Annotated in this window: 20 protein-coding genes; 5 read left to right on the top strand and 15 right to left on the bottom strand. The window is 58.8% G+C overall.

Going from position 1 to position 19,231, the window contains the following annotated elements; translation table 11 throughout:
* Positions 1-21 precede the first annotated feature (21 nt).
* Both ACR0I8_RS17785 and ACR0I8_RS17780 read left to right on the top strand, forming a co-directional pair.
* The gene (locus ACR0I8_RS17785; RefSeq protein ID WP_170375187.1) at positions 22-954 is read left to right on the top strand and encodes an AEC family transporter; all 933 of its coding nucleotides are present in this window, start codon (positions 22-24) and stop codon (positions 952-954) included.
* A 59-nt stretch (positions 955-1,013) separates the two neighbouring features.
* Positions 1,014-1,712 (top strand): CbiX/SirB N-terminal domain-containing protein, encoded by a 699-nt coding sequence (locus tag ACR0I8_RS17780; RefSeq protein WP_170375185.1) that lies wholly within the window; start codon positions 1,014-1,016, stop codon positions 1,710-1,712.
* A gap of 2 nt (positions 1,713-1,714) precedes the next feature.
* Here the strand turns inward: ACR0I8_RS17780 and ACR0I8_RS17775 are convergent, their stop codons facing one another.
* From ACR0I8_RS17775 to ACR0I8_RS17755, 5 genes are all read right to left on the bottom strand, one after another.
* A complete protein-coding gene (locus ACR0I8_RS17775) occupies positions 1,715-2,707 on the bottom strand; it encodes a GGDEF domain-containing protein (protein WP_170375183.1) in 993 nt (330 codons plus the stop codon).
* Positions 2,704-3,291: a heme NO-binding domain-containing protein gene (locus tag ACR0I8_RS17770; RefSeq protein WP_170691984.1), complete on the bottom strand. Its 588-nt coding sequence runs from the start codon at positions 3,289-3,291 to the stop codon at positions 2,704-2,706. Before ACR0I8_RS17770 ends, ACR0I8_RS17775 begins: the two co-directional genes overlap by 4 nt.
* Positions 3,292-3,397: 106 nt before the next feature.
* Positions 3,398-4,957, bottom strand: coding sequence for a trimethylamine methyltransferase family protein (locus tag ACR0I8_RS17765; protein WP_170691982.1), 1,560 nt, complete (start codon positions 4,955-4,957; stop codon positions 3,398-3,400).
* A 122-nt stretch (positions 4,958-5,079) separates the two neighbouring features.
* A complete protein-coding gene (locus ACR0I8_RS17760; RefSeq protein ID WP_170691979.1) occupies positions 5,080-5,772 on the bottom strand; it encodes an HAD family hydrolase in 693 nt (230 codons plus the stop codon).
* 17 nt (positions 5,773-5,789) lie between these two features.
* Positions 5,790-6,074, bottom strand: a complete 285-nt coding sequence (locus ACR0I8_RS17755; RefSeq protein ID WP_170691978.1) for a DUF3572 domain-containing protein — start codon at positions 6,072-6,074, stop codon at positions 5,790-5,792.
* An 89-nt stretch (positions 6,075-6,163) separates the two neighbouring features.
* Here ACR0I8_RS17755 and ACR0I8_RS17750 point away from each other — a divergent pair, with 89 nt between their 5' ends.
* A complete protein-coding gene (locus ACR0I8_RS17750; RefSeq protein ID WP_170691976.1) occupies positions 6,164-7,561 on the top strand; it encodes a diguanylate cyclase in 1,398 nt (465 codons plus the stop codon).
* Positions 7,562-7,566: 5 nt separating this feature from the next.
* Here ACR0I8_RS17750 and ACR0I8_RS17745 read toward each other — a convergent pair whose 3' ends face one another.
* Genes ACR0I8_RS17745 through ACR0I8_RS17730 form a run of 4 tightly spaced genes read right to left on the bottom strand, consistent with a single transcriptional unit; the run spans position 7,567 to position 9,471 of the window.
* On the bottom strand, positions 7,567-8,040 hold the full coding sequence (locus ACR0I8_RS17745; protein ID WP_170691974.1) for a periplasmic heavy metal sensor: 474 nt from the start codon (positions 8,038-8,040) through the stop codon (positions 7,567-7,569).
* Positions 8,037-8,390 (bottom strand): hypothetical protein, encoded by a 354-nt coding sequence (locus tag ACR0I8_RS17740; protein WP_170375171.1) that lies wholly within the window; start codon positions 8,388-8,390, stop codon positions 8,037-8,039. The genes ACR0I8_RS17745 and ACR0I8_RS17740 overlap by 4 nt, the downstream gene beginning before the upstream one ends.
* Positions 8,383-8,997, bottom strand: a complete 615-nt coding sequence (locus tag ACR0I8_RS17735; protein WP_170691972.1) for an RNA polymerase sigma factor — start codon at positions 8,995-8,997, stop codon at positions 8,383-8,385. The genes ACR0I8_RS17740 and ACR0I8_RS17735 overlap by 8 nt, the downstream gene beginning before the upstream one ends.
* A 6-nt stretch (positions 8,998-9,003) precedes the next feature.
* Complete coding sequence (locus ACR0I8_RS17730) at positions 9,004-9,471, bottom strand: EF-hand domain-containing protein (RefSeq protein ID WP_170691970.1); 468 nt, start codon at positions 9,469-9,471, stop codon at positions 9,004-9,006.
* Between the two features lie 213 nt (positions 9,472-9,684).
* On the opposite strand from ACR0I8_RS17730, the gene ACR0I8_RS17725 reads away from it, so the two are divergent.
* The gene (locus ACR0I8_RS17725; protein ID WP_170483647.1) at positions 9,685-10,080 is read left to right on the top strand and encodes a DUF983 domain-containing protein; all 396 of its coding nucleotides are present in this window, start codon (positions 9,685-9,687) and stop codon (positions 10,078-10,080) included.
* Positions 10,077-10,778: an NUDIX hydrolase gene (locus ACR0I8_RS17720; protein ID WP_170691968.1), complete on the top strand. Its 702-nt coding sequence runs from the start codon at positions 10,077-10,079 to the stop codon at positions 10,776-10,778. The genes ACR0I8_RS17725 and ACR0I8_RS17720 overlap by 4 nt, the downstream gene beginning before the upstream one ends.
* An 8-nt stretch (positions 10,779-10,786) precedes the next feature.
* On the opposite strand, the gene ACR0I8_RS17715 is transcribed toward ACR0I8_RS17720, so the two are convergent.
* Genes ACR0I8_RS17715 through nuoL form a run of 6 tightly spaced genes read right to left on the bottom strand, consistent with a single transcriptional unit; the run spans position 10,787 to position 19,228 of the window.
* Positions 10,787-12,454 (bottom strand): ribonuclease J, encoded by a 1,668-nt coding sequence (locus tag ACR0I8_RS17715; RefSeq protein WP_170691966.1) that lies wholly within the window; start codon positions 12,452-12,454, stop codon positions 10,787-10,789.
* Complete coding sequence (locus ACR0I8_RS17710; protein WP_170691965.1) at positions 12,451-13,230, bottom strand: type III pantothenate kinase; 780 nt, start codon at positions 13,228-13,230, stop codon at positions 12,451-12,453. Before ACR0I8_RS17710 ends, ACR0I8_RS17715 begins: the two co-directional genes overlap by 4 nt.
* A gap of 11 nt (positions 13,231-13,241) precedes the next feature.
* Positions 13,242-13,991: a biotin--[acetyl-CoA-carboxylase] ligase gene (locus ACR0I8_RS17705; RefSeq protein ID WP_170691963.1), complete on the bottom strand. Its 750-nt coding sequence runs from the start codon at positions 13,989-13,991 to the stop codon at positions 13,242-13,244.
* 54 nt (positions 13,992-14,045) lie between these two features.
* On the bottom strand, positions 14,046-15,488 hold the full coding sequence (nuoN, locus tag ACR0I8_RS17700) for an NADH-quinone oxidoreductase subunit NuoN (protein WP_170691961.1): 1,443 nt from the start codon (positions 15,486-15,488) through the stop codon (positions 14,046-14,048).
* Positions 15,489-15,503: 15 nt separating this feature from the next.
* A complete protein-coding gene (locus tag ACR0I8_RS17695) occupies positions 15,504-17,048 on the bottom strand; it encodes an NADH-quinone oxidoreductase subunit M (protein WP_170691959.1) in 1,545 nt (514 codons plus the stop codon).
* On the bottom strand, positions 17,048-19,228 hold the full coding sequence (gene nuoL / locus ACR0I8_RS17690; RefSeq protein ID WP_170691956.1) for an NADH-quinone oxidoreductase subunit L: 2,181 nt from the start codon (positions 19,226-19,228) through the stop codon (positions 17,048-17,050). The genes ACR0I8_RS17695 and nuoL overlap by 1 nt, the downstream gene beginning before the upstream one ends.
* Positions 19,229-19,231 lie beyond the last annotated feature (3 nt).

Genomic DNA, 19,231 nt, shown 5'->3' with positions numbered 1-19,231 from the left:
ATCGCCAGAACCGGGGGCGATATGCTTCAAAGCCTGATTGACGTTATCCTACCGGTCTTTCTGGTGATTGGCGCTGGCTATGCGGCGACCCGTTCGGGCTATTTCAAAGAGGTGCATGTCGACGGGTTGATGCGCTTCACGCAGGGCTTTGCGATTCCCTGCCTTTTGTTTCTGGCCATCGCTCATCTAGATCTCAGCGCCAGTTTCGACCCTCGGCTTCTGGTCAGTTTCTATTCCGCAGCCGCGCTATGCTTTACAGCAGGGTTGTTCGGGGCACGGCTGATCTTTGGTCGTGATTGGGAGGACTGCGTCGCCATCGGCTTTTGCTGCCTGTTCTCGAACTCTGTCCTTCTGGGCCTGCCCATTACCGAACGCGCCTATGGCCCCGAAAGCCTGACAGGCAACTACGCGATCATCGCCTTCCACTCGCCCTTCTGCTACGGCGTTGGGATCACGGTGATGGAGATCGTGCGCAATCGCGGCCATGGCGGCACAAAGATGGTGCGCTCAGTTCTGTCTGCGATGTTCAAGAACGCCCTGATCCTTGGCATCGCGCTGGGTTTTGTCGTTAATCTGTCCGGACTGGTCATTCCACAAGTGGTGGATGAAGCGCTGGAACTCGTGACTCGTGCCGCCCTGCCCGGCGCGTTGTTCGCACTGGGCGGCGTGCTCGTGAAATACAAACCCGAAGGGGATCTGCGCACGATTGCCTATGTCTGCGGAATTTCTCTGATGTTGCATCCGAGTCTTGTGTGGCTGTTCGGAACATCCACTGGACTGCCGCAAGACCTGTTCCGCTCCGGAGTGTTGAACGCAGCGATGGCGCCCGGTTTCAACGCCTATATTTTCGCCAACATGTACGGGCGCGCCAAGCGGGTCGCGGCCTCGTCAGTGCTGATCGGAACCGCCACCTCGATCCTGACCGTCTGGCTTTGGCTGACACTTTTGGGCTAACACCCGCCTTGACACAGAGAACCGGCGACACACTTACCGCTCAGGAACAGGAGCCCGGAATGCCGCACGCCATCATCGTTGCCCATGGTCAGCCCTCAGACCCGGAGCCAGCTGAGGCCTCTCTGGCCAAGTTCGCCGCTGAGGTGAACGCGCACGCGGCCGATGTGTCGGTCCATTCTGCCACGCTGGCAAATCCCGGCGTGCTAGAAGAGGTGATGGACAGCCTGCCCGACGACACTGTGATTTACCCTTTGTTCATGGCCAAGGGCTGGTTTGTGACCAGCGCCTTACCCAAACGCATCGGGGATCGCAACTTGCGTATTCTTGATCCGTTAGGCACCGATCCCATGCTTCCCGATCTTGTCAGCGACGCGCTGAAATCGGCCTTGAAAGAAAAAAAATGGAGCGCGGCTGCTTCCGACCTTATCATCGCCGCGCACGGCTCAGGCCGTAGTAGAAACCCTTCGGCCGTTGCAAAAGATTTTGCCGAGCAACTGTTGCAGAGAATGACATTCCGCTCGATCCGCGTCGGATTTGTCGAGGAACCTCCGTCAATTTCCGATGCTGCCAACGGGGCGTCTGAGCAGTCGCTTTGTCTGCCCTTCTTCGCCTGTCGCGGAGGACACGTGCTGGAAGATGTCCCAGAAGAGCTGGAAAAGGCGCATTTCCGCGGCACTGTCCTGCCAGTGATCGGCGAATTGCCCCCGATACAGCGCCAAATCGCGGACACTCTGCAAGCGGCGTTTTCCACGGCCTGATCTCAGGACTGCGCCTTGAGGAGCGTGGAATAGAGCCGGTGGCACGATCTCCCCTCTCGCTTGGCTTGATACAGCGCGAGGTCCGAGGCCTGCAAAACATCTTCGGACCTCGGATTGTCAAAATGCGTAGACAAGGCCGTGCCGACACTTGCGGAGATACGGCAATCCTTGTCCTGAAAACTCATCGGTTGGTTCAGCCTTTCGATCAACCGGTCTGCAATCGCAGAAAGCCGGTCGGTGTTGGACAGGCCTTGGAAGATGATAACGAACTCATCCCCACCTATTCGTGCCACTGTGTCGTCGTCTCGGGTTTCTTCGATCATGATCCGGGCGGCCTGCTGCAAAACGAAATCCCCGGCAGCATGTCCGAGACGGTCATTCACGGATTTGAAGTAGTCCAGATCAATATGCATCACCGCAAACGGCGTGTTTGACGCGATCATCTGTCCTAGAAGGCTGTCCATCGCGCGCCGGTTTTTTACCCCGGTCAGGGTATCGGTATAGGCCTGCTCCTCTGCTGCGAGCATTGCGCCCTGTAGCCTGAGATTCAGCGACCGCGACGCATCCATCGCGGCCGATTTCGCCTCAACCAGATAGAGAAGTTCGATCGCCAGATCAGTGCCGGAAAAATCAGCGCTTGTCAGGGCGTAGTCGCGTACCGCGTCGAGGATCGAGATACCGAAGGACAGGTTGACAACCGCCCCCTCCCCGCCTGGAAGCGGTGCAACCAGCCCCTTGAGGGCCGTGCGCGGCTCATCATGAAATCGCAGATTCAGGTTCGCCCCGGCCATAGCCATAAGCGCCGGTAAAGTTGTCACCGTGCGAGGGCGAACCATCTCAAAAATATCCAGAACACACTGCCCCTCCATGACGCAATCCGGGCGCAACTTCTGCAATGTCGGACCGACACGCAGGATGTGACCGTCCTGGTCGACCAGCAGAAACATTGGGCACAGGGTTTTCAGCAGTTCTGCCAAATCATCCATCCGCGTCATGCGCCCCGCGCCCCCAGATCGAATTGCCGCCCCTCCGCAAATGCGCTTTCGACAAGCAGGATCGAGATCACCTCAGCCTCGCCCTGCTGACCTTCATGCGAAAGCATCACCAAAGCACCGTAATCATCTGCCATCGCACGCAAAACACCAACCATTGCGCTAGCATAGCCGGGCAGCCCGGGCCCACAGATGAGCTGAAATTCGGTCTGCGAAAGCTCTTGCAATTCGAGGGCCGGAAGAGACAGGTCGGACACAGCCAGCCGCACCCGATCCGCCAGATCATCAAGGGAATGGAGGAATTCTACATAGGTCACACCGCCAAACCGCAAAAGGCGGCGCAGTCCTTCGGTATTGGGATGCGAAACCAGATAGGTTCCTACGTCTTCCAGAATCTCGAGTCGCGGTCGGGCGAGCACCGTGCTGAGCGCATCCAGCAGAGGGGCCGTGATCGCGTCATCGTAGGTCAACATGGCCTCAAACTCGGAAAACCCTAATCCGGCCGAATCTGTTACGCGCTGCCAACACGGCCGCCCGTAGGTTGCGCATACAAACGACTGTATCGCCCGACTAATCAGACCATGCATCAGATGCCTCAGATTGGTTGCACCCGTACTGTGGCCTGACAATCCTTAACAAATAGCCAAGAACCGCTGCTGATCAGCGGAAAGACCTCTTAGTATCATAGCGATATCAAAAATCCGTCGGTGCCCCGCCTTCGGCTTTACGGCGGGTGACGAACTCGGCCAACTCCTCGCGAATACCCTCGTCCAGAGCCGGGGCCTCAAAGCTTCCGATGATCTCTTTGAACATGTGATGCGCGCGTTCCGCGGTCCAAATACCTCCTGCGATCTCCCAGCCTTCGTAATTCTTCCAGTCGCTCAGAAACGGTTGATAGAAAGCGGTCGTGTAGCGGTCCTGAGTGTGCTGAATGCCAAAGAAATGCCCGTCATTCCCGACCGCACGGATCGCGTCCAGGGCGATCTCATCCGGGCCGGTCGCGGTGAGATCAGGATTCATATACCTCTGAATTTGCTGAAGGATTTCGCAATCCATGATGAACTTTTCAGGACTTGCGATCAACCCGCCCTCAAGCCATCCCGCCGCGTGATAGACCATGTTGGTCCCCGACTGCACCGACGCCCAGAGCGAGTTTGACGTCTCCCACACCGATTGCCCATCCGGCACATTCGCCGCACAGACGCCTGACGATCGCATCGGCAGACCATAGAAGCGCGCCATCTGGCCCGTCATCTGAGTGGCCCGCATATACTCTGGCGTCCCAAAAGCCGGGGCCCCGGATTTCATATCCACGTTCGAGGTAAAGGTTCCAATCACGCAGGGGATCCCCGGACGCACATATTGGAACAGAGCGATAGCACAGAGCGCCTCTGCCAGAGACTGCGCCACCGCGCCCGCGATGGTGACAGGGGCCATCGCTCCGGCCAAGGTAAATGGCGTGACAACGATAGCTTGCCCGCGCCGCGCCAGACGCAGGCAGCCGTCAATCATCGGGTGGTCGTGCTTCAGCGGCGAGGTCGAGTTGATGTTGGTATACATCCGCGGCGTGGCCTCGAACTCTTCATGGCTCAACCCGCCCGCGATGCGGACCATCTCCATCACATCCTCGACCCGCTCTTTACCCAGTGAATAGGCGTGCATCGCCTTATCCGTCAGGGTCAGCTTGTCATAGAGCACATCCAGATGGCGGATGCTGGCGTGAATATCGACTGGCTCAACCGGGTAGCCACCGGCAAAATGGATGCAGTTGAAGTACTGAGTCAGCTTCAACAGGTTGCGGCACATCTCGCGGTTGCCGGGCACCTTGGTTCCGATTTCCATATCCCAGTAATTCGGAGGGGAGGAGACGTTGCCAAACAGGATGTTTCGCCCACCAATCTCGATCGTCCGGTCGGGATTGCGCGGCGTGATCGTGAAGCGGCTGGGGGCTTTTGCCACCATCTCCATCACGAAATCACGGCCCATCCGTACGTTGTCACCGTCTATCGTACAGCCCGCCTCACGCAGGATGCCGATCGCTTCTTCGTTATAGAACTCGACCCCGATCTCTTCGAGAATTCGCATGGCGCCGTCGTGGATTGCCTCGATCCCGCCCTGATCCAGAGGCTCGGTCGGTGCATCTATATTGACCGGTGGGTTCCACGGCATCTGATCAATAGCCGCACTTCCCCTGCGCTCGGCAGCGCCAGCGCGCCCTCCGCTACGACGTCTGCGCGATTTGGTTCCGGCCATATTCGACTCCCTGCCAGTTGCCTGCTCTCAAGCAAGCCCGGGAAAGCGGGAACAGGCCGTTCCATCTGCGACAGATTTTGTCGTTTACAAGCTTTGAACCGCCGGAAACGGATTCTGCAGATTTAGTTATCCGCCAACCAAGCCGGGATATGACCTATGTCGGGCAAGACAACATCCGCCATCGGCGCCAGTACGTCGGCTTTGGCGAGACCGGTGAGGACTCCGATCGTAGTCATCCCTGCCGCCCGCCCGGCCTGCAAGTCATGCAGGCTGTCGCCAACCATGGCGATGCGATCCGGCTGCACGCCGATATGCGCGGCGAAGGCCAGCAATTGGCCTGGGCCGGGCTTGAACCCATGACCACTGTCATAACCAGCGATGAAGTCGAAATGGTCTTTGACGCCCACCGACTCCAGATGCTGAAGCGCCGGGTGCTCGCTGTCATTTGTGGCGACCCCCAGCTTGAGGCCAGCCTGTTTCAACGCATCCAGGAACGGCCCCAACGGCACCGCCTGAGCTTGGGGTGCGGCTGCGGCCTCGGCATTCATCAACTCGATCAAGACGTCACGCGGCATGCCATCGACATGCGGCAACAAGGCTTTGGCGATTTCCTCAACGGTTCCCGCAATCACGACGCTATCAGGAGAATAGGTCTCGGTCTCAAGGTCGAAGCCGATGACCTGACCCAGTTCCGCTGCGCGGGCCGTGTTATTCTCGGCCACGCGCAACAACATGGTCCGTCCGAACGTGCCCCAGGTGTTGGCGAAGTCAAACAGGGTACCGTCCTTGTCGAACACGATCGCATCAATTGGCATGAAAAGCTCCTGCTGAGTCAGGTCCAGTGAACGTCGGAACCACCCGACAACACCGCTTGCGCCTGAGCGGGTTGGTCATACGGCACCGTCGCCGCGTCACAAAATGCCATGATCCACGAATCGTCAAGCATCAGGAAATCCAGAACCGAGGCCAGAAACTCGGGCTCACCTGCCCTGTCGCGCAGATCATTTGCCGCAGCACCGGTCGAGCCCAGGAAAACGGGCAAGAGCTCCTCATTCCCGACCAGCCATCCGAGGGCATTCAGGGCAAGAGTTTGGGCGGAATCTTCGGAAATCGACATAAACTGGCCTCAGCCCCCTGTCTTGGAAAGGGTTTGTTAACCAGACTCATAAACACTTTGTTCACGCATGCAATCAATGGTGAGCGACAATGTCCGTACAGGGAACCATCCTTGTTTTAGATGGGGTATCTACAAACCGCATCATGCTGAAGGTTCAGCTGACAGCGGCGTGGTACCATGTGGTACAAGGTGAGAAATTGGCAGGCCTCGCCGCTCTCTTGCGGCGTGTGCGGCCTGATCTGGTGCTGACCGCGCAAACGCTGCCCGACGGCACAGCGGCGGATGTCAAAAGCCTGATTGCGAAGAATCCGGCCTTGGGCGACGTCCCCGTCGTGGCCCTGACCGCCCAGAATGACAAGCAAGCTCGATTGCGGGCTTTGGCGGAAGGCCTGGATGATGTTCTGACCCACCCGTTCAAGGATACACTGCTGCTCGCCCGTATCCGTAGCCTATTGCGCGCACGAGCTGACACGCAGGACCTGCAATTCCGCGAGGACCCCCAGTCTCTTGGCCTGGCCGAGCCGGAAACCCCGCTCATTGCAGCCCCCAAACGGGCCCGCGTTGCGGTACTGGCGCAAACACCGCGCAACGGCGCGCTTTGGCAACAGGCGCTTTCCGGGCAGCCCCGCTACGCCCTGACCTCACACCACCAATCGGATCTTCAAGCCTTGCTCTCAGGCCCGGTCCCGGATGCATTTGTGGTCGAGCTGGATGCAGACCGATCCGCGCTGAACATCCTGGCCGACCTCAGATCGCGCGGGGCCACACGTCATACAGTCCTGATCGGCGTGCTGAGTGACAACGATGCCACCCGCGCGTCCGAGGCGCTGGACCGAGGGGCAGATGCCGTCTGTCTCGGCGGGTTCTGCGCAGATGAGATCGTGTTGCGACTAGACAACCAGATCGCCCGCAAAAGCCGGATGGACCAGATGCGAGATTCGCTAAAGAAAGGGATCGCAGAATCGTGGATCGACCCTCTGACCGGGTTGCAGAACCGCCGCTATGCCATGCGTGCCATCCAGCAGATCGCGCAGCAATCGGCGCAGACGGGGCGGGGTTTTGCCCTGATGCTGGCCGATCTGGATCATTTCAAGGCGATCAACGACAAATACGGTCACGCGAGTGGTGATTGCGTGCTGACCCAGGCAGCGGCACGGATGCAACAGGTCGTTGGCAAGGTCGGATTCGTCGCGCGCATCGGCGGAGAGGAATTCATGATCGCCGCTCCGAACATCTCGCGCGCCAAGGCGCTGACGATGGCCAGCACCCTGTGCGAGGCGATCTGTGCAGTACCTTTCCGCCTGCCCGATCAGCGTATACCGATTTCCGTAACCATAAGTGTTGGCCTGAAAATGTCTGCGCCGGCCTATCTGTCAAAAGACACGGCCGAACCTGTCGAGCAGTTGATCAATTCCGCAGACAAAGCGCTCTACGCAGCCAAACAGGCCGGGCGCAACCAAGTGCAGATCAGGCAAAGCGCGGCCTGATCGCCTCAGTGCTTTTTCTTGTGACCGCGCGGGCCGCGTTCGACGACGTCTTCCAGACGGGTCGCATAGGTCTGACGTTCCGTGTCGCTCATCTGTGTGACCAGAACCAACAACTTTTCTTGCAGCGCGGCCTGCAAGTCCGCAGTCGCCTGCGCCTGCTGCTGCAGCAAGAGCGTGACAGTTTCGGGATCAAAAGGAACAGCCCGTAATGCCTCAGTCACGGCCATAAAGTCCTGAGATCGCCCCTTGGCCCCTTTGCCGTGCAGGCCGGATAGCTCTCCCCTCAGGGCTTTGCGATCCTCTTTCGGCAAGGCCCGGTACAATGCGGGTCCAAAACCCGGTGGTGCCTTGGCATGATCGCTATTCTTCAGTCGCAATATGCTGCCGACCGCGACCCCTACAATCAACAGGTTGATCGCTAGAGACAGAGTCAGAACGATCGGCATCCAACGGCGTTTCGGTTTTGGATCAGTGTTCATTCCGTACTCTCCAGAAAACTGGTGTCAAATCCAAGGTCGGCCGCCAGAACGCTGCCATCCGTTGCGCCGAACAGGCCGACCGTTTCCGGTAGAACCGCAGGCGCAAAAAAACCGATGAAAATCCCGGTGACACTGGCAGCAGCCAGACCGCTAAAACCCTGCCATCCACCGATATTGTCCAGAAGGCGTGACCACGGAGGCCGCTCAGGGCGCGCGTTTTTCGCAAATCGCCCTAGCCGAGTGGTCTCAGCGTCTGTCTGGATACGCACGGCAAGATCATCCGGCAGGCCGGGTCGGTCCTTGCGCGCCTGAGCAAACAGGTTTTCCAGTTCCATGTCGTCATCAGCCATCGTCATACCCCAGTTCTTCCCGCCGTCCGGCCAATATGGCCGACAAAGCCCGCTTTCCTCGCGCGGTCAAGCTCTCGACCGCTTCGACCGATAGACCCATGACCCCGGCGATCTCGGGGTTGGACAGTTCCTCAATATGCCTCAACACGACGGCCTGTCGCTGTCGGTCCGGCAATTGCATAAGCGCGACCTGCAAAGCATCATGGCGCGCCGTATCCTGCATTTTCTCAACCACGCTGGACGCGTTGTCCGGCGGCTCAAACTCCTCAGGTAGCTGCTCGGGCGTCTTTTTGCGCTTGCGGTCCAGACACAAGTTCAGCGTCACCCGATAGAGCCAGGTTGACACTTTGGCCGTGCCCGGCACCCATTTGGGGGCCATCTGCCACAGCCGCATCATGGCGTCCTGCGTCACATCCTCGGCCTCGGCCCGATTGCCCAGCATGCGCAGAGAAACCGAGTAGCAACGCGGGCCCAGTCGGTCCGTCAGGATCCGCGCCGCCCCGGCGTCGCCATCAGCAAACATCCTCAGCAACGCGTCGTCACCAAGGTCGTCCGCGGCACACCCCGCACCGCGAACGTCTTGAGGGTGGGAGGTCAGATCCTCCATCCTTTATCAGCTATCGTCAGCGTCCGATTTCTGGCGCTTTTTGTGATGCTTGCCCATCTTGTCTTTTGCATCGGCAAATTCCTGTTCCGAGATACCGCCGCTGCTATCCGCGTCGATCCGATCAAACATCTTGTCAGCCCGGCGCGGTTTGGGCAACTCATCGGTGCTGAGAACCCCATCGCCATTGGCGTCATGTTTCTCGAACATTTTGGCCACCTTGTCGTTGGCCTTCTGCTGGGCCGCGGCCTGCATCTCCTCAAGGCTCAACTGTCCATCGCCGTCAGTATCCGCCTTTGTGAAGCGCTGCGCGCGATGGGCCTGCATCTCTTCTTTCGTGATCTGACCATCCGCATTGGCGTCCAGCTCTTGAAACGAGACAGGCTCACGATCCTTTGGGCCTGCTGCCAGTGCCGATGTACCTGTGATCGCCACTGCCGACAGAACGATGGCCGGGATGAATTTCGAGTTTTTCATATCGGTTTCCCCATATTGGCGCGACCTGATTGCCGCTGCTCATATCCATTCAAACGCGGCACCGGCGGGTTTCCGTCGAAAAAAGTTTTCCGAAGGATCAGCGGGTCACGAACTCTTGCCCTACCCAAGCGATGCAAAGCGACGCACCCCCCTTTTCTATTGCGCCAAACAGGCCCATTATCCGCAAAAGATAAATGCGCGAGTTACATTATCATGGATCAGACGATCACCCCCGCAGTGGAAGAAGAGCGCGAAACATGGCCTGCTTTGGTCAAAGGCTTTCGTTGCAAATGCCCGAAATGTGGCGAAGGCAAGCTGCTGCACAGCTATCTGAAGGTCAACGACAGCTGCTCAAATTGCGGGCAAGAGCTATTTCACCACCGCGCGGATGACGGCCCCGCCTATCTGACGATTCTGCTGGTAGGACACCTGCTTGCCCCTGCGCTTCACGTTTCATACGTACATTGGCGACCGGACCCGTGGACCATGGCCATCGGGTTTTCCATCGGCTGCATTGCGCTTTCGCTGTTCCTGCTGCCCCGCCTGAAAGGGGCTGTCGTGGCTTATCAATGGGCCCGGCGCATGCATGGGTTCGAGAAAGCCGCGTGACCGTCGACAAGACCGCCATCCGCAACGCCGCCACCGTCATCGTATTGCGGGACCGTTACACCGCGCCTTCGATCCTGATGGGGCAACGCGGGGCTAAGGCGGCGTTTATGCCGAACAAATTCGTGTTTCCCGGCGGCGCGGTCGACCCCGAGGATGCGAGTATCCCACTGGCGACCCCGCTGCCTCAACTCTGCTATGATCGCTTGGCCGAGCAGGCCGAGGCTGACCTGCAGCAGGCGCTTGCGGTCGCAGCGATTCGAGAGTTGTGGGAGGAAACCGGGATGGTCCTTGGCCAGCCCGGTGAATGGGACGGCGACGCTCCGGCCGATTGGGCCAGCTTTGCAGCTTTGGGCTACAAACCCTCGGCCGAGGCGCTGCAATTCGTGTTCCGCGCGGTTACCCCTCCGGGCCGGCCCAGACGGTTTGATGCGCGGTTCTTTCTGGTCGATGCACAGGCAATTCAAGGCGATCTGGACGATTTCAGCCGCGCCTCGGATGAGCTGTCGCACCTGCAATGGGTCAAACTGGACGAGGTCCGCAACTTCGACCTGCCCTTCATCACCGAGGTTGTGCTGGCCGAGATCACAGCCCGGGCCACCGACCCGAAACCGCCATCCTCGGTCCCGTTCTTTCTAAACAATGATGAGGCCAGCCTGTTCCAAAGGCTCAGGGGCTATCCCATGCCCGAGGTTGACTGACCCCAACCTTATTTCATGCGGCTGATCACAACCGTGACTTCGGGCTTTTTGCCGATCTCAGCTTTAGCCGTCTGACGCACGATCCGGCGCATGGCCTCTTCCAGCTTGTCATCGTCGCGCAGGGTCTTGGCCTCGGCCCGCATCAAGAACTGGTTCAGGTCTTCCTCGAGCACCTCAACCAGCGCCGCGCGAGAGGTTCCGATCTCCGGCAGGCCCATCGTATCGCACCATGGCTCACCCAGAGGCTCGTCCTCTTCATCCAGAATGACGGTCACGGTCACATGGCCGTTCAGCGCCATGCGGATACGGTCGCGCACAACCCCGTCCAAGGCTCCGACCTTGACCGTGCCATCCAGATAGGTCCGCCCGGTTTCGACGTAGTCGAAAACCTTCGGCGCATTGCCGGTCAGGTCCAGCATGGTGCCGTTGACGGCCAGAATACCCGTGCGTCCACCAGCCTCGGCCAATTTGGCATGTTCGCGCAGGTGGCGGTGTTCGCCATGCATCGGGATCACAATTTGAGGGTCAATCAACCCATGGACTTTCTCAAGATCAGGCCGGTTGGCATGGCCCGAAACGTGATAAAGGCCCGAGCTGTCATCCACCACATCCACACCCTTTTCGCTGAGCTGGTTGATGATGAAAATCACGCCGCGCTCGTTGCCGGGAATGGTTTTCGAGGAGAAAAGGAAAAGGTCGCCCTCTTTCAACTCGATGCCGCGGTATTTACCACGAGCCAACTGCGCACTGGCGGCGCGGCGTTCGCCCTGACTGCCGGTCACAATCAGCATCAGGTTCTGACGCGGAAGCTCTACGGCCTCTTCAGCGCTGATCACTTTGGGGAAATCCGGCAGGATGCCGGTTTCTGTTGCAGCCTCGATCATCCGGCGCATGGCCCGGCCCAAAAGCACGACCGAACGCCCGGCCCGCTGGCCAGCCTCGGCCAAGGTCTTAACCCGCGCGACGTTCGAGGCGAATGTGGTCGTCACGACCATGCCTTCAGCGCTTTCGACAAGCTTGGTGATCTCAGGTCCGACCTCGGACTCTGAGCGTCCGGGGTGGTTTGAGAACACATTTGTGCTGTCACAGACTAGGGCCTTCACGCCGGATTTGGCGACATCAGCCCAGAGATCGGGGTCAAACGGTTCGCCCACCACCGGGTTTGTGTCCAGCTTGAAGTCCCCCGAATGCACGATACGCCCTTCGGGCGTGTCGATCACCAGCGCTGCGCTTTCGGGGATCGAATGCGAAACCGGCAGGAAGCCGACGGTGAAAGGACCGGCCGAGACCTGCTCGGGCCAAGCCGAAGCAGTGCGGACAGCATCTTCAGGGTGGCCGTGTTCTTCCATCTTCCGACGGGCGATATTTGCGGTGAAGGCGCGCGCATAGATCGGAGCCCCCAGCGCCTCATAACAATGCGCCACGGCGCCCACGTGATCCTCGTGCGCGTGGGTAACAAAAACCGCTTCTAGCCGGTCGGCGCGTTCCTGTAGCCATGAGATATCGGCATGGATCAGGTCCACACCCGGCGTGGTGTCCATGTCAGGGAAGGTCACACCCAGATCAACGAGGATCAGACGTTCCTTGCCCGGCGCGCCGTAGCCATACACATAGGCATTCATGCCGATTTCACCGGCCCCGCCCAGCGGCAGGTAGATCAGTCTTTCGCTGCTCATGTCGAGCCATTTTCCTTGTTATAGCGATGGATCACGGTCAGCCCGTGCATCGTCAGATCATCTTCGATTGCGTCGAACCCCACGTCGGCCTGATCGAACAAGGGTGCGAGCCCTCCGGTTCCAACGACTTTCATCGGCATTCCGTATTCGGTCTTGATGCGGGCGATCAGCCCCTCAATCAGACCGGAATAGCCCCAATACACGCCCGATTGGATACAGCCAACCGTATTCGTACCTATCACCTTGTCCGGGCGGGTTATGTCGATATGTGGCAGAGCAGCGGCCCCTTGGTGCAGGGCCTCAAGGCTCAGGTTTACGCCCGGCGCGATGATGCCTCCGACATAGGCCCCATCTGAGGCGACGACGTCAAAGTTTGTCGCGGTCCCGAAATCGACAACCACAACGTCTCCGCCATGTCGGTCAAATGCCCCCACTGCATTGGCGAGGCGATCAGGCCCCGGCACCGTGCCTTCGTCAATGCGTGGGGCGACCGGCAGCAGGCAGTCCGGTTTGCCCACAACCAGCGGACGGCAGCCAAAGAACCGATCCGCAAAGATGCGCAGGTTGAAAACCACGCGCGGCACGGTCGAGGCGATGACAACATCGGTAATGTCAGCCTCAATCCCGTAGTGTTTCACCAGCGTGGAATACCAGGTGAAATAGGCATCCGCCGTGCGCGAGTGATGGGTCGAGGTGCGCAGGGTACACAGAAATGTCTCGCCGTCCCAGATCGAGAAAACGGTATTGGTATTGCCGCAGTCGATGGCCAGAAGCATCTGAGCCCCCTTCAGAAAAACACGTCCGCCGCAGGAATGCTCACACGGCCTTTGGCGGTGTTTAGGACAAGGTTGCCCCCCGCGTCTACCGTTTCGAAGGTACCAACCGTTTCCGACGTGGCGGTACGGGCGGTAATGACCTCACCCAGCCGCGCTGCGCGGGCCAACCATGCCGTGCGGATCGGTTCAAAGCCGTAAGTGACGAATTGGGTTTCATAGCCGGCATAGGCGATGGCGAGTTCGGTCAAAAAATCCTCAGGCGTGACATGCGCACCGGTTTCCGACAGCAGAGAAACCGGGCGAACGGCACCCGGCTCAACCGCGTCTGCGCCAGGGGCTTCGGTCAGATTGACGCCGATCCCAATCGACAGATGTGAAACTCCGCGCCCCTGCCCCGTGCTTTCCAGCAATATCCCCGCAAGCTTGCCGCCGTTCAGCAAAACATCATTGGGCCATTTTAGCGACAAACCTGACGCTCTGCCGGTCACAGCGACACAGGCATCGAACAAGGCCAAAGCCGCTACGAAGCTGCGCAGAGCCGCACTCTCCGGATCACCTTGAGGGCGCATCAGAAGGGTCGAGGCCAAATTGCCCTTGGGATTGGCCCAAGCCCGCCCTCGCCTGCCGCGCGCTGCTGTCTGATGATGCGCCATGATCCACACGGGGCCTTGCGCCGTGGGTGCAAGACGCGCGGCTTCGTTCAGCGTGCTGTCCACCTCTTGCAAGATGTGCAAGCCGTACCCGTCGGGCCAGCTACTCATGTCAGCAAGGCCCGCTTGCGCGGTTGCGCAGCTGCATTGTGTTGGTGGCTTTCATCAGTTGACAAGCGTGGCTGCAGCAGCGGCCGCAGCGCCCTCGACACCAAACTGGTAGAACACGCCGATCAACATCAAAGCCGCCGATCCCATCAAGGCCACCCACAATACAGGGTTTGAACGCGTTTCGATGGGTTCTTCGTTCTCAGCACCGAAATACATATAGAAGACGATCCGCAGATAGTAGAACGCACCGATGACCGAGGCGACGGCCGACACGATCACCAACCCGGTCAGACCCGCACTGACACCCGCCTGCCAAACGCCGAACTTGGCAAAGAACCCAAGCATGGGCGGTACACCCGCCAAGCTAAACATCAGAATCAGAACGGCAAGAGCCTTTCCCGGATCGCGCTTGGAATACTGCCGCAAGGCGTCGATGTCGGTGACCGGTTTGCCGTCCCGCTCCATCATCAGGATGAAGGCGAAGGTGCCGATGTTCATCGTCACATAGATCGCCAGATACATCAGCATGGCTTTCACGCCCAGCTCGGTTCCCGCAGCCAGACCGATCAGCGCATAGCCCATATGGGCAATCGAGGAAAACGCCATCAGACGTTTGATGTCACGCTGGCCAATGGCGGCAACCGCGCCGAGCAGCATGGACAGAACCGACAGCAACACGATCACCTGCTGCCAATCCTTAACGATGCCTCCAAACGCATCGTGCAGAAGCCGTGCAAACAACGCCATCGCAGCCACTTTCGGAGCGGTCGCAAAGAAGGCTGTGATCGGGGTTGGAGATCCTTCGTACACATCCGGGGTCCACATGTGGAAGGGCACGGCCGAAACCTTGAAGGCCAGACCCGAGATCAGGAAGATCAGACCAAAGAGCAGACCGATCGAGACGTCTCCGGCTTGAATGGTGGCGATGATGCCCGAGAACAGCGTGGTGCCGGTGAACCCGTAAACCAGCGATGCCCCATAGAGCAGCAGGCCCGAGCTAAGCGCACCCAGAACGAAATACTTCAGACCTGCTTCGGTGGATTTCGCACTGTCCCGCCGCAACGCCGCCACGACATAGAGCGACAAGGATTGAAGCTCCAACCCCATGTAAAGCGACATCAGATCGCCCGCACTGACCATCATCATCATCCCGACTGCAGCCAATGCGACCAGCACAGGGTATTCAAACCGCAGCAGGTTGCGGCGGGCCATGTAGTCCTGGCTCATAACCAGAACGGCAGCGGCGGAAAGTAAGATGGCAACCTTGGAAAACCGCGCAAAGCCGTCATCCACGAACATGCCATTGAAGGCCACATTGGTCCCGTCGCCATTGCTTGAGATCCAAATCGCCAGAAGCGCCATCAGGCCTGCCGTGGACCAGACCAATGCCGGAGCCAGCTCGTCCTTCTTCGTGTAAACGGCCCCGATCAGAGCAGCCATCGCATATACGGCCAGAACGATCTCTGGCAGGATTATTGTCAGATCAGCTTGGATCATGTCTCCAAAGCTCCCTTAATGCGAAGCGGCCGTCTGGGTCGCAGCTTCAGCCGCGGCCAGAGCCGTGTCATAGTTCGAAATCAGTGCAGCGGTCGAGTTGCCGATCACATCGGTCACCAGCGACGGATAGACGCCCAGCAAGATGGTCATCACTATAAGCGGCGCAAAGATCAGCCGCTCACGCGAGCTCATATCGGTCATCGCCTTGAGGCTTTCCTTGATCAGATCACCGAACACGACCCGACGGTAAAGCCACAGCGCATACCCGGCCGAGAAGATCACGCCGGTCGCTGCCACTGCGGTTACCCAGGTGTTGACCTGGAAAGCGCCCATCAGGGTCAGGAATTCACCGATGAACCCTGAGGTGCCCGGCAGGCCGACATTGGCCATGGTGAACAGCATGAAGACCAGCGCGTAAGCGGGCATCCGAATGACCAGACCTCCGTACGCGTCGATATCGCGGGTGTGCATCCGGTCGTAGATCACGCCAACGCACAGGAACAAAGCCGCTGAGATAAACCCATGGCTGAGCATCTGGAAGATCGCGCCATCAATACCCTGCTGGTTCGCCGCGAAAATCCCCATGGTCACAAAGCCCATATGCGCGACCGAGGAGTATGCGATCAGTTTCTTCATATCCTCCTGCACCAGCGCAACGAGCGAGGTGTAGACAACGGCGATGGCTGACATCCACAGCACCAGATCGGTCATCACCGCCGAGCCAACTGGGAACATCGGCAGGCTGAACCGCAGGAAACCATAGCCGCCCATTTTCAAGAGGATCGCCGCCAGCACGACCGAGCCCGCCGTCGGGGCCTGCACGTGCGCATCCGGAAGCCAAGTATGCACCGGCCACATCGGCATTTTCACCGCGAAGGATGCAAAGAAGGCCAGGAACATCAGCGTCTGCATCCCGCCGACGACGTAAATGCCCAGAACACTGAAGCTCTCGGAAGAGAACTGATGGGTCATCAGCGCCTCGATATCCGTAGTGCCAGCATCCGCATACATTGCCACCATCGCCACCAGCATCAGCACCGAGCCGAGGAAGGTATAGAGGAAGAACTTGAAGCTGGCGTAGATGCGATCCTTGCCGCCCCAAATGCCGATGATCAGGAACATCGGGATCAGGCCTGCCTCGAAGAACAGGTAGAACAGCACCAGATCCAGCGCCATGAACACGCCCAGCATCAGCGTTTCCAGCAGAAGGAAGGCGATCATGTATTCCTTGACCCGTTCGGTCACATTCCAGCTGGCCAGAATGGTCAGCGGCATGATGAAGGTGGTTAGCAATACGAACAGAACGCTGATGCCATCCACGCCCATCTTGTACTTCAAACCCATCAGCCACTCACCCTCTTCCACCATCTGGAAGCCGGTGTTCGAAGGATCAAAGCCCGTGTAGATGCCAATCGACACAAAGAAGGTAACAGTGGTCGCAAGCAGAGCCACCCATTTGGCATTCCGCTGCGCCGCCGCATCATTTCCGTGCAGGAACAGCGCCAGAATACCCGCGGCAATAGCCGGGATGAAGGTCACGATCGAGAGGATATTGTCCATTACTGCGCCCCTCCGCCGATCGACATCCAGGTCACAAGGGCCGCGATGCCCAGCACCATCCAGAAGGCGTAGGTAAAGATGTACCCGGTCTGCGCCTTACCTGCGAGGCGGGTGAAGAAGGGAACAACGCCCATTGCTACTCCGTTCAGGAAGCCATCAATTGTGTTGCCATCGCCGCGCTTCCACAGAAGGCGGCCAAGGGCCAGAGTGGGTTTTACAAAGATCGCATCATAAATCTCGTCAAAGTACCATTTGTTCAGCAGGAACAGGTACAACGGACGCTGGTTTGCAGCCAGACGCGCGGGCAGCGACGTGTTTACGATGTAAAACCAGTAGGCCACGACAAACCCCAACAGCATCGCCACGAAAGGCGAGACCTTGACCCATTTCGGGACGGCATGGGCGTCATCCAACACGGTATTGTCCGGTGCGATATACAAAGCGCCCTCACCCGGTTCGCCCGCGAAGACGTAGTGATGATCTCCGTGGCCGTCTTTCTTGCCATGCGCCTCATCTGCATGATCATCCCCGTGCGCCTCATCCGAGTGGGCATCGGCATGATCGTCTCCGTGATGCTCTTCGGCGGTGCCATCGGAGACATGCTCGGCATGGGTCGCTTCGTCATGACCTTCACCATGCGCTGAGGCCTCGGCCACCGGAATGCCATAGAACTTGCCCACCTTGTCGGTGTGACCGAAGAAGTTGCTGTACCAGATCATCCCCGCAAAGACCGCGCCCAGAGACAGAACACCCAGAGGGATCAGCATCACTTTCGGGCTTTCATGGGCGTGATCATGCGTATGCTTGTCACCGCGCGGTGTGCCGTAGAAGGTCAGGAAAATCAAACGCCAGCTGTAGAACGAGGTGAAAACAGCCGCGATCACCAGCATCCAGAAGGCATAGCCCGTGCCGCCCGCAAAGGCGCTTTCAATGATCGCATCCTTGGACAGGAACCCGGCAAAGCCGAAGGTGGTCAGCGGGATACCAACACCCGTGATGGCCAGCGTTCCGATCATCATTGCCCAGAACGTATAGGGGATCTTATTCCGCAGCCCGCCGTACTCGGTCATTTCCTGCTCGTGATGCATCGCATGGATCACCGAACCGGCCCCAAGGAACAGAAGCGCCTTGAAGAAAGCGTGCGTCAGCAGGTGGAACATCGCCGCCGAATACATGCCAACGCCTGCGGCCACGAACATGTAGCCCAGCTGTGAACAGGTTGAATAGGCGATGACGCGCTTGATATCGGTCTGAACCAACCCCACGGTCGCTGCAAAAAACGCAGTCGAGGCCCCAAGGAAGGTGATAAACCCGGTCGCACCCGGTGCGAACTCCATCAGCGGCGACATGCGGCAGACAAGGAAGACACCCGCCGTTACCATCGTCGCGGCGTGGATCAGGGCCGATACAGGCGTCGGGCCTTCCATCGCATCGGGCAGCCAGGTGTGCAGGATCAACTGTGCCGATTTACCCATCGCGCCGATGAACAGAAGGACACAGATCACCTCAACCGCGTTCCACTCACCCCAGAGGAAGCTGAGTTGCATTTCCGACAGGTCAGAGGCCGAGGCAAAGATATCCGAGAAGTTGATGCTGTCAGTCAGCAGGAAGATCGCGAAAATCCCCAGCGCAAAGCCGAAATCGCCAACCCGGTTGACGATAAACGCCTTCATAGCCGCCGCATTGGCACTGGATTTGCGGTAATAAAAGCCAATCAGCAGATACGAGGCGACGCCCACGCCCTCCCATCCGAAGAACATCTGTACCAGATTGTCGGCTGTCACCAGCATCAGCATCGCAAAGGTGAAGAAGGAGAGATAGGCAAAGAAGCGCGGCTTATAGCTTTCGCCCTCGCGCCATTGCGGGTCGTGATCCATGTAGCCGAAGGAATAGAGGTGCACGAGCGCAGAAACCGTCGTTACCACGATCAGCATGATAGCGGTCAGGCGGTCCAGACGAATGGCCCAGCTTGTCGAGAGCGAGCCGCTCTCGATCCAGCGCAGGATTTCGATCTGTTGGGTCTGACCGTCGAAGGCCAGGAACACGATCCACGACAGCAGACAGGCCAGAAACAGCAGGCCCGTTGCGGTCCACATGGCGGCTTTCTCACCGATGAACCGCCAGCCGAACCCGCAGATCAGAGCGCCCACGAGCGGGGCAAAGAGGATGGTGGTTTCCATAGT

The organism is Ruegeria sp. BG9, assembly GCF_056538305.1.
This window is presented reverse-complemented; position numbering and strand designations above follow the sequence as displayed.

Coding starts and splice junctions, on each gene's coding strand:
- ACR0I8_RS17695 (WP_170691959.1), bottom strand. CDS start 17,048: ATGGACAATATCCTCTCGATCGTGACCTTCATCCCGGCTATTGCCGCG.
- ACR0I8_RS17730 (WP_170691970.1), bottom strand. CDS start 9,471: ATGAAAAACTCGAAATTCATCCCGGCCATCGTTCTGTCGGCAGTGGCG.
- nuoN (WP_170691961.1), bottom strand. CDS start 15,488: ATGATCCAAGCTGATCTGACAATAATCCTGCCAGAGATCGTTCTGGCC.
- ACR0I8_RS17745 (WP_170691974.1), bottom strand. CDS start 8,040: ATGAACACTGATCCAAAACCGAAACGCCGTTGGATGCCGATCGTTCTG.
- ACR0I8_RS17785 (WP_170375187.1), top strand. CDS start 22: ATGCTTCAAAGCCTGATTGACGTTATCCTACCGGTCTTTCTGGTGATT.
- ACR0I8_RS17775 (WP_170375183.1), bottom strand. CDS start 2,707: ATGACGCGGATGGATGATTTGGCAGAACTGCTGAAAACCCTGTGCCCA.
- ACR0I8_RS17765 (WP_170691982.1), bottom strand. CDS start 4,957: ATGGCCGGAACCAAATCGCGCAGACGTCGTAGCGGAGGGCGCGCTGGC.
- ACR0I8_RS17715 (WP_170691966.1), bottom strand. CDS start 12,454: ATGAGCAGCGAAAGACTGATCTACCTGCCGCTGGGCGGGGCCGGTGAA.
- ACR0I8_RS17750 (WP_170691976.1), top strand. CDS start 6,164: ATGTCCGTACAGGGAACCATCCTTGTTTTAGATGGGGTATCTACAAAC.
- ACR0I8_RS17760 (WP_170691979.1), bottom strand. CDS start 5,772: ATGCCAATTGATGCGATCGTGTTCGACAAGGACGGTACCCTGTTTGAC.
- ACR0I8_RS17735 (WP_170691972.1), bottom strand. CDS start 8,997: ATGGAGGATCTGACCTCCCACCCTCAAGACGTTCGCGGTGCGGGGTGT.
- ACR0I8_RS17755 (WP_170691978.1), bottom strand. CDS start 6,074: ATGTCGATTTCCGAAGATTCCGCCCAAACTCTTGCCCTGAATGCCCTC.
- ACR0I8_RS17740 (WP_170375171.1), bottom strand. CDS start 8,390: ATGGCTGATGACGACATGGAACTGGAAAACCTGTTTGCTCAGGCGCGC.
- ACR0I8_RS17705 (WP_170691963.1), bottom strand. CDS start 13,991: ATGAGTAGCTGGCCCGACGGGTACGGCTTGCACATCTTGCAAGAGGTG.
- ACR0I8_RS17780 (WP_170375185.1), top strand. CDS start 1,014: ATGCCGCACGCCATCATCGTTGCCCATGGTCAGCCCTCAGACCCGGAG.
- ACR0I8_RS17710 (WP_170691965.1), bottom strand. CDS start 13,230: ATGCTTCTGGCCATCGACTGCGGCAATACCAATACCGTTTTCTCGATC.
- ACR0I8_RS17725 (WP_170483647.1), top strand. CDS start 9,685: ATGGATCAGACGATCACCCCCGCAGTGGAAGAAGAGCGCGAAACATGG.
- ACR0I8_RS17770 (WP_170691984.1), bottom strand. CDS start 3,291: ATGCATGGTCTGATTAGTCGGGCGATACAGTCGTTTGTATGCGCAACC.
- nuoL (WP_170691956.1), bottom strand. CDS start 19,228: ATGGAAACCACCATCCTCTTTGCCCCGCTCGTGGGCGCTCTGATCTGC.